This is a genomic window from Aliidiomarina quisquiliarum (assembly GCF_023922585.1).
In the GTDB taxonomy this organism is placed as follows: domain Bacteria; phylum Pseudomonadota; class Gammaproteobacteria; order Enterobacterales; family Alteromonadaceae; genus Aliidiomarina; species Aliidiomarina quisquiliarum.
Genome location: NZ_JAMFTN010000015.1, coordinates 1 through 7,487 on the forward strand (window position 1 = coordinate 1; position 7,487 = coordinate 7,487).

Genomic DNA, 7,487 nt, shown 5'->3' on the forward strand with positions numbered 1-7,487 from the left:
TAGATAGCCGGTGGCTCAACGAACATCTTCATGCGCTGAGCTCTTTGACCAACTGCGCGACCCAGCGTGGTGAAACCGACAACGGCAATACCAACTCGGTTTGGCCAATACGAAGTTGCAGCGTCTGCTGCGAAGTTGCCGACTGCGGCACAGCCAGAGCAAAACCAGTGTCGTTATCTTCAGCTTCGCGTTGCAGCTCTGATCGCCGCTGACTAAAGTACGCCGGGTTAATGCCACGCGGCTCGCAGAAATCTTTCTGGCTGAGATTGCTTTGTTCAAATTCAGCTATCAGCTGACGCTATTGCTCGCGCGTGCGATGTACTCGACTCATCGTGCTACCACCTTTTAAATTAAACCTGGTGGTAGCTTATGAATTTAAACTATGGCTGAATAGGTGTGGTTTCAGTGACGCTTACCGTGATTTGCGCATAGAAAACTCCTTCGTTTTAGTTTAACGGAATTTTCTACTTATAACTGCTCCGATTTTTCGGGGGGATTACACAAGCTGGCGGTAAGTTTTAATGTGCTGCGAGTCGGTCATATAAGCTTGCCGTAAGCCCAGGGTGCGACAAAGCTGGCGCAAATACAAACGCCGTTGCCGATTCCAAACGTTAAAGTCGCCGGCCACTATTAGTGGGCCGTTGTGGTCTAAAAGCTCTGCTTTAAGTAGCTCAATTTCTCGTAGAAAGTGGTTGGTACTCACGAAATTAATAGCGTGCACGTTCACTACTAATAGCGACTGCTTATTAGGCAGCGGGTGGTACGAAAGCATATAGCTTTTAAAGGTTGCGAACATCCCTTCACGGCTACGAGTAAGCCGCGCTTGTGCGTCGGTAAATGCGTATTGGCTGGCAGTTAGCACACCGTAAATAGCACGGTTAGTTTGTATATTGGGCGCAATGGCATAAGACCAGTCTGGAAAGTGGGAATCGCTGTGTAACACAAGCTTGGTTTCTTGAAACAACAAAAATAAACTTGGGAACTGCTGTAATACACGCGCAAGCTCAACCTGAAATGCCACTGTTTGGGTAAGCTTTTGGGTATTCCAACAGAGCACGCCAAATTCATCACCCTGTACCAGGGCCTGCTGATGAATAAAGCGCTGAGGTACAATAATATTTGGTTTAAGCACTACTTCACTTTCAAACCCATGGTTAATAAAACATAAAGCACGTTAGCGCTTCGTTAATAAGTAATTATACCGTAATCTCGGCCAAGGTTTGGTTAAATATTGTTTCATGAATAAAGGCCATTGAACTAAGGGTGTACACTCCAGTATAGTCCTAGCCCGTGGCGCTTGGGTGAATAGAGAGCAAAAAATGTTAGGTCAAAATTGGCAGCGAATTGTATTAAAAGTAGGTAGTGCACTGATTGCGCCAGAAGGGCATGAATGCTCCACCCGTTACTTATTGGCATTGGCTCGTTTTATTAATGAATGTCGGCTGCAAAATATTGATGTGATTTTAGTTTCTTCCGGTGGTGTTGCTGCGGGCCGCAATGCCATAGCTTTTAAGCACCAACCGTTGCCTATACCGGTGAAGCAGGCGATGGCCTCGGTAGGGCAGTACAAAATGATGAACCTGTGGCAGAACCTGTTCGACTTTCACTGCGGGCAGCTATTATTAACCCACGACGACTTTAATAACCGCCGGCGTTATTTAAATATTCAAAACACCCTTCGCACGTTGCTCGACAACCAAATACTGCCAATTATTAATGAAAATGACAGTGTGGCAACGGCAGAACTAAAGCTTGGCGATAACGATAATTTAGCTGCTTTGGTTGCCACCGCAGTAGACGCAGATGTACTCATTATTTGTACAGATATTGACGGCTTGTATTCCAGCAATCCGCGTAACAACCCAGATGCCCGGTTTATTGAAACCGTGGAACAAATTACTCCAGACGTTTTCGCCATGGCCGGAGGTAGCCACCACCATGTGGGTACCGGCGGTATGGTTACAAAATTACAAGCGGCTCAAAAAGCAACTCAGCAGGGCATTGACACCTTGATCGTGAATGGTCAAAAAGCGACTGTGTTTGAAGCTTTACTAGCAGGAAAGCAGGCAGGAACTTTGTTTCGTCGCCAACAAGACCGGCTAAGCGCAAAAAAACATTGGTTGTTACACGGGTTAAAAAGCCAAGGTGAAATAAAGCTAGATACCGGCGCCGTGCAAGCGCTCCAAAAACAGGGTGCTTCGTTATTAGCAAAAGGCATACTTGCTGTGAGCGGGCACTTCGACAAAGGCGACGCAGTATTAGTGTGCGATGAACAAGGGCAGCCATTTGCCAAAGGAACGTGTCAGTACCCAGTAGCAGAATTAAATCGCATTAAAGGCCTGCATAGCCAAGAAATAGCGAATGTTTTAGGTTATTGCCCACGTGAAGAAGTAATTCACCGAAATGACATGGTGCTTTTTACAGCAGCGGAAAGTGTATAGTAATAATTAATTAACTATGGAAAGGTGTTAAATGTTTAGGGTTTTGATACTTGTTTTTGGTTTAGCTGCGGCATTTACTGCATCCGCAAGTAACATTGAATGTTTAACTTTAAATGAAGAAGTTGATTTTGAAGTACAACTTGCAGCGAAGCAAGATCATGCCAATTGCTTTTTTATTGATGAACAGTATGCAGGTTACGAGGTTGCAATTATAACTGAAACGGAAGGCAAGGTAGCGCATAGTGTGCATGTGAGAAGCTACAATTCAAGTAACGACAGCCCCCAGCCTTTGGTATCAACAACGTCTAGCGCCGACGGAGTGAGTACTCTTGATTATATTCAACCCAGTGGCGGCAGTGACTTCCGTGTGTTCGCCGGTGAAAATGTTAGTTCTGATTTGAACTTAAGGCTAACGTTCATGCCGTTTAATGGTGAGGCCTTTGTCTTTTTAACTATTAGCCCTGTGCAATAATAAGGGGCTTTATTATGGTGTTCATTGAAGGAGCATTATCCAACCTTTTATTGCCCATCTATTCAAAGATGGGCTGATCTAACTCCACTTTTACAACCGTCTGTTTTATATTTATCGCGTCGGACCATTCGATATAAATTACACCTTCAATAAAGTTTTCTATAGCATAATTGGCTTTAGATTCTGAAGAGAATACACCAACAACTACCTGGTAACTTTGTCCTTCTGGGTTTTGATAATCAACCGTTGCTAAATACATAATCTTTCCCTTTAAGTGTAACTTTTATTATCCATGTATAAGAACACTCTATCAGTGCACTAAACCTACCAGCAATAACTTGTCTCACTTACCCATTTTACCTGTTAATCCCTTCCTACAAGCAACAATACGTAGTGTTCATCACTTGTGTGCTGCCAATACCGAGTAAATCTTTGGGTCGTCTTGAATTGTAGCAAGTACTTTCGCTGCTAACCCAGCAGGGTTACGGCGCTTGCTTTCCCAGCTCTTCACGGTATCAATGCTTACGCTCATTGCCGCAGCAAACTCTGCTTGAGTGACTTTTAATAAGTCCTCGCGAATGGCCTTTACGTTAGCTACTTCATATTCATTACTCAATGAATTTCTCAATCACACTGTCTGCCCCGATCAGAGGGATTATGCGAACCAGCACCTGATCCAATACGCCGCGCTCTGCCTTGGCTATAAAGTCAGCCTTACGGTCTTTCCAGGACAGCGTTTGAATGAGGCTCGATGTCACCACTGAAGGCTTATCCAGATTGTCCACGGTCACCTCAGTCATGGCACCGCGAACGCTTGTGCTGATCGGGCAGCAGATTAGAAGCCCAGTCTGTTTGTTGTACTGCTTAGACGACAGCACCAATGCAGGCCGATACTTGCCGATTTCCTTACCCTTTGTTGGCTCGAAGTCCAGCCAAATAATATCGTTGCGATCTGGAATGTATTGGGCCATTAAACACCCAATTCTGTTTCAGAGGGCTGGGCAAGTTCGTCAGCGTGTGCGCCATGGGCATCCAAACCTTTTAGCAATTCAGCTTCAGAGAAGGGGAGGTTAACTTTGCGAGGCGAGTTCTGAGCCGCTTCGATAACGATCTTTCCAGCCTTCACATTAATACTGATCGGGCTGGAGATATCCAGCTTTGCTTGTGCCAAAATCTTGCTAGTAAGGCGCACAGCGGCGCTATTTCCCCAACGTTTGATTTCAGTTTGCATGTATAAGCCTCACATTAAAATAGTATCTACTTGTGTATCTACATTAATAGCGCTCGCGCTACGTGTCAATATATGTATCTACATTTGTATAGGTTTAACGGATTTCCAGATAAACCGAAAGGTCACTTTTATTTAAACGAACGTTATGGCGCAACGATAAAGTAATTATTTCATCCGATAAGTAATCGCCGTTTACGTTCACGCATCCCATCAAAAATTGGCGCCGCTACGGTCATTGGGAAGTTATCAGGTAAGTTATTTGATACTTGCTCAATAACGTCATCAACTTGTTCGCACATGCGGGTAATAATGTCATTCATTGTGTTTGGGCTGAATTCAGCTGCTTTGGCTGTGTTTAAGAAATGCTTTTTAAACAGGCGGTGAATTTCCCATTTCTTACCCCGCGATCCGCGTAGGCTCATGGCCAGCTTTAAATCTCGAATGTTGAGGCCGCCCCCGCCCATTGCAGGATAAGCCGAGATAATGTCGTAAAGTGGGGTTAATCGGTAACCGCCATAAGCTTCTATATGTATAGAAAAATTCTTTGCGTGACCGTCGGTCGCACCTAATAAAAAAAATAAAACCTGCGTGGCCATAAATGCGTTGCGGTCATTGATTGCGTTAGCGGAACCCTGAAGGTGCTTCATTATGGTGCTAATTGATGGGCCATTGTCCGACTCATATTTTCGGGCCGAGGGTAAGCCAAACACTTGGCAATAGTCTTCTTGGGGAAGCCGCATTATCCAAGTTTTATCGCTGGAATACTTGCGGTCAAAGCGTTCAACAGCGAGGGCTTTGGCATTTGGTGTCGTAATTATCTCGCAGTTAGGCACCTCAAAACCGAAGCCGCGTGCTATTTTTAAACAAAGCATTTCATTTTCTACGCTGTCACTCAAATCGATAGTGTGCGCATGGCTGTGAATCACGCCAATAGGCAGCTTTATAATATGCGTTGTCGGCGTATTTCCTTTAGGAAGACACCATTCGCCATCAATTTTGAGTAATGCTGTTTTTTCTTGAGCACCTGCAATTGAAATTCTAAAGTCGTCAAGCTCCCAAAGCATGCCCAATGGCGCCTTCGACTGATAACCCTTTAAAATACGCTCGAGCTTATCTTCCGTGAGCTTTTCATATTCAAGCTGATGAATATTTCCTGGCGCCACGCCTTCAGGAAGAAACTGTAATGCACCGACACTGTCTTTGCCAATCGCTGAAAGTATGTCAAAGGCCTGGTTTGAATCGGCTTGGTAACGGGCAACAATCCGGTCTCTGACGTCATCATGGTCGGGTAGCAAGTTATCGAAAAAGTTAATAGCTTCACGCCCAACATAGGCATCGTGTCGTAACGGCATTGAAAGCGAAATAGGTCGTGCACCTTCTAGTGCCAGCCATAATTCATCATAACGAAACGCATGTGCTCCTGAATTACCTCGACTAAACTGACCAACTTTGTAGGCGTTCATATAAACATCAAGTGCATTCATTACCAGTCCTCAGTCCACTTATTGTTTTTGTTTTTGCTTTCTTTGGGCCTTACGTAGAGCTCTAGCTCTAAAGCGGACAGCAAACGAAATAAGGTATCAAGCTGCATTTTATCGGGGGCCGACTCAAATTTAGAAACTGTACCTTGCCTAAGCCCAACTAAATCAGCCACTTTAGCTTGGCTTAGGCCAAGCGTTTTACGCTCATTCCTTAAATAATTAGATAATGTTTTAGGATCAGTGATTTTCATTGAGGCCTCTTTATATGCGCGTATCCGTATAGGTCCAGTATTATACGAGAATGCGCATAAATCAAGCTATATACGGGCATGCGTATAAATGCTATTCAACACGCGAATGCGTATGGCTGTGAGGTGTTTATCAAATGAGTGGTGATTCATACCAACGCCGCCACTCGAGTGGCGAAATGCGGTATTAACAGAGATTTGACCTCTAATTGCCGCGTGTTTGTTAGTTTCTACCTAATAGTCAGGGGTACTTCATCTTTAAACACCACCACTATTATTCCGTAGTGAATACCATTTTCTACAATATGTCGCATGTATCCCCCGCCAGATATAGAGCCAATTTCTTCATCCCTAGATAGGCTATCAAGCGTTTGAAGAACACTTTCGCCATTTCGTCCTGTAAATAGCGATGCACACATTGAACTAGAGCACCTAGTGGTGTCGGTTTGCATATCGGGGAACTCACCTAGCTTCCGCTCTAGTTTATACTCGGTTTCGTAAGCTAAGTTGCTCTTATCGTCGTCAAAGCCTAAGTTTGTAGCAAGCGTACGTAGGTTGTCAGTAGTTTGCTCTTCGAAAACTGAGGTAACCAATATTCGAGAATTGTCTTCCCGCACTAGAAACGAGTCAAATGAAACATTACTTAATTCATTAGGACCTTCGTGAGGGACATTCAAGTATTCACCCTGCAGGTTAGAATTTTGAGGTGTATTGCCGTTTGGAATGGTGTTTGAGGGTTCGGCATCAGCTACACGTTGTTCATTGGTACTTGAATCACGTGATGTACTGATAGGCTCTGCCCCATTTAGGGGCTCAGATACTTCTATAGGCTTATTTAATAGGAAGAGGGCCATTCCGACGATTGCTAAAACCACACCGAAATGTAGTGGTTAAGTGAAACTGGTCACTACAGTCTTAATACAAACGTTCATTTTTTAGAGCCTCTAATATTCCACCATATAGCGAAACCTATTCCTGAGAATAAAATCCCGAATGGTATTAGTACTAGCAGACTTTCATGCAAGCTCATATCGTCAAGGTCCTTTTAGTGTCACTGCCACCCACAGTATAGAGGCAAACATAAAAAATGACGAATAAAGCTCCTTATCCACTTATTGAAAAATAAGCGGTTGTTTTGGCGTGTTAATCTGGAGCAGTGTAAGCACAAATATAAACATCTCACTTATAACGCATTTGTCACGTCGAGTGTTTGAATCGCAACTAGCGCGCTAGACACCTCATAATCACTAATGATGCCATGATAGTGACTTGTTAGAGGTAAATGTTTAGGCTGGAAATCCGTATTCCAAGCCAAGCATAATTCTCTTCATAAGCTCACGGCCACGTATGCTATGGATAAGCGCTTTAGGCTCTTATTTATCAAACTGTAGGTGGAGGGTGTTGCGCCGTTGATAAACTGGGTTTATCGCAAATTCAATAATTAAAACGAAGTGGAGGGTAAAGGTCAAAAAACGGAAACATTCAAGTGTCAACAACGGGTGAAAACTGATCCACTTTTGTCCTAAAAACAACGGAGTAAAAGTGATCCACCCTTAGCTAATTTTATACTTCAGACGCCGACTACAAAGTGATCCACAAAAGTGCTCACTCAGC

Annotated in this window: 10 protein-coding genes and 1 pseudogene; 2 read left to right on the top strand and 9 right to left on the bottom strand. The window is 43.9% G+C overall.

Annotated elements, in window-relative coordinates:
* Window positions 1-28: 28 nt before the first annotated feature.
* Window positions 29-292 carry an IS66 family insertion sequence element accessory protein TnpA gene (tnpA, locus tag M1L23_RS15080; protein WP_420840629.1) on the bottom strand — a complete coding sequence of 88 codons (264 nt, stop codon included), beginning with the start codon at window positions 290-292 and terminating at the stop codon, window positions 29-31.
* 204 nt (window positions 293-496) lie between these two features.
* On the bottom strand, window positions 497-1,132 hold the full coding sequence (locus tag M1L23_RS05605) for an endonuclease/exonuclease/phosphatase family protein (protein ID WP_252626178.1): 636 nt from the start codon (window positions 1,130-1,132) through the stop codon (window positions 497-499).
* Window positions 1,133-1,319: 187 nt separating this feature from the next.
* Between M1L23_RS05605 and proB the strand changes: the two genes are divergently transcribed.
* Together proB and M1L23_RS05615 are read left to right on the top strand one after the other, a co-directional pair.
* The gene (proB, locus tag M1L23_RS05610) at window positions 1,320-2,441 is read left to right on the top strand and encodes a glutamate 5-kinase (RefSeq protein ID WP_252626179.1); all 1,122 of its coding nucleotides are present in this window, start codon (window positions 1,320-1,322) and stop codon (window positions 2,439-2,441) included.
* Window positions 2,442-2,472: 31 nt separating this feature from the next.
* Entirely contained in the window at window positions 2,473-2,913 is a 441-nt protein-coding gene (locus tag M1L23_RS05615) for a hypothetical protein (RefSeq protein ID WP_252626181.1), read from the top strand.
* 58 nt (window positions 2,914-2,971) lie between these two features.
* On the opposite strand, the gene M1L23_RS05620 is transcribed toward M1L23_RS05615, so the two are convergent.
* The 7 genes and pseudogenes from M1L23_RS05620 to M1L23_RS05650 form a co-directional block, all read right to left on the bottom strand.
* On the bottom strand, window positions 2,972-3,172 hold the full coding sequence (locus M1L23_RS05620; protein WP_252626182.1) for a hypothetical protein: 201 nt from the start codon (window positions 3,170-3,172) through the stop codon (window positions 2,972-2,974).
* Between the two features lie 141 nt (window positions 3,173-3,313).
* Window positions 3,314-3,517: pseudogene (gene nadS, locus M1L23_RS05625) on the bottom strand (NadS family protein); the annotation flags it as partial.
* Between the two features lie 4 nt (window positions 3,518-3,521).
* On the bottom strand, window positions 3,522-3,884 hold the full coding sequence (locus M1L23_RS05630; RefSeq protein WP_252626184.1) for a type II toxin-antitoxin system PemK/MazF family toxin: 363 nt from the start codon (window positions 3,882-3,884) through the stop codon (window positions 3,522-3,524).
* Window positions 3,884-4,144 carry an AbrB/MazE/SpoVT family DNA-binding domain-containing protein gene (locus M1L23_RS05635; protein ID WP_252626186.1) on the bottom strand — a complete coding sequence of 87 codons (261 nt, stop codon included), beginning with the start codon at window positions 4,142-4,144 and terminating at the stop codon, window positions 3,884-3,886. The genes M1L23_RS05630 and M1L23_RS05635 overlap by 1 nt, the downstream gene beginning before the upstream one ends.
* A 170-nt stretch (window positions 4,145-4,314) precedes the next feature.
* Complete coding sequence (locus M1L23_RS05640; protein ID WP_252626187.1) at window positions 4,315-5,628, bottom strand: type II toxin-antitoxin system HipA family toxin; 1,314 nt, start codon at window positions 5,626-5,628, stop codon at window positions 4,315-4,317.
* A complete protein-coding gene (locus tag M1L23_RS05645) occupies window positions 5,628-5,876 on the bottom strand; it encodes a helix-turn-helix domain-containing protein (protein ID WP_252626188.1) in 249 nt (82 codons plus the stop codon). The genes M1L23_RS05640 and M1L23_RS05645 overlap by 1 nt, the downstream gene beginning before the upstream one ends.
* Before the next feature lie 227 nt (window positions 5,877-6,103).
* Window positions 6,104-6,727, bottom strand: a complete 624-nt coding sequence (locus M1L23_RS05650; protein WP_252626189.1) for a hypothetical protein — start codon at window positions 6,725-6,727, stop codon at window positions 6,104-6,106.
* Between the last annotated feature and the right edge of the window lie 760 nt (window positions 6,728-7,487).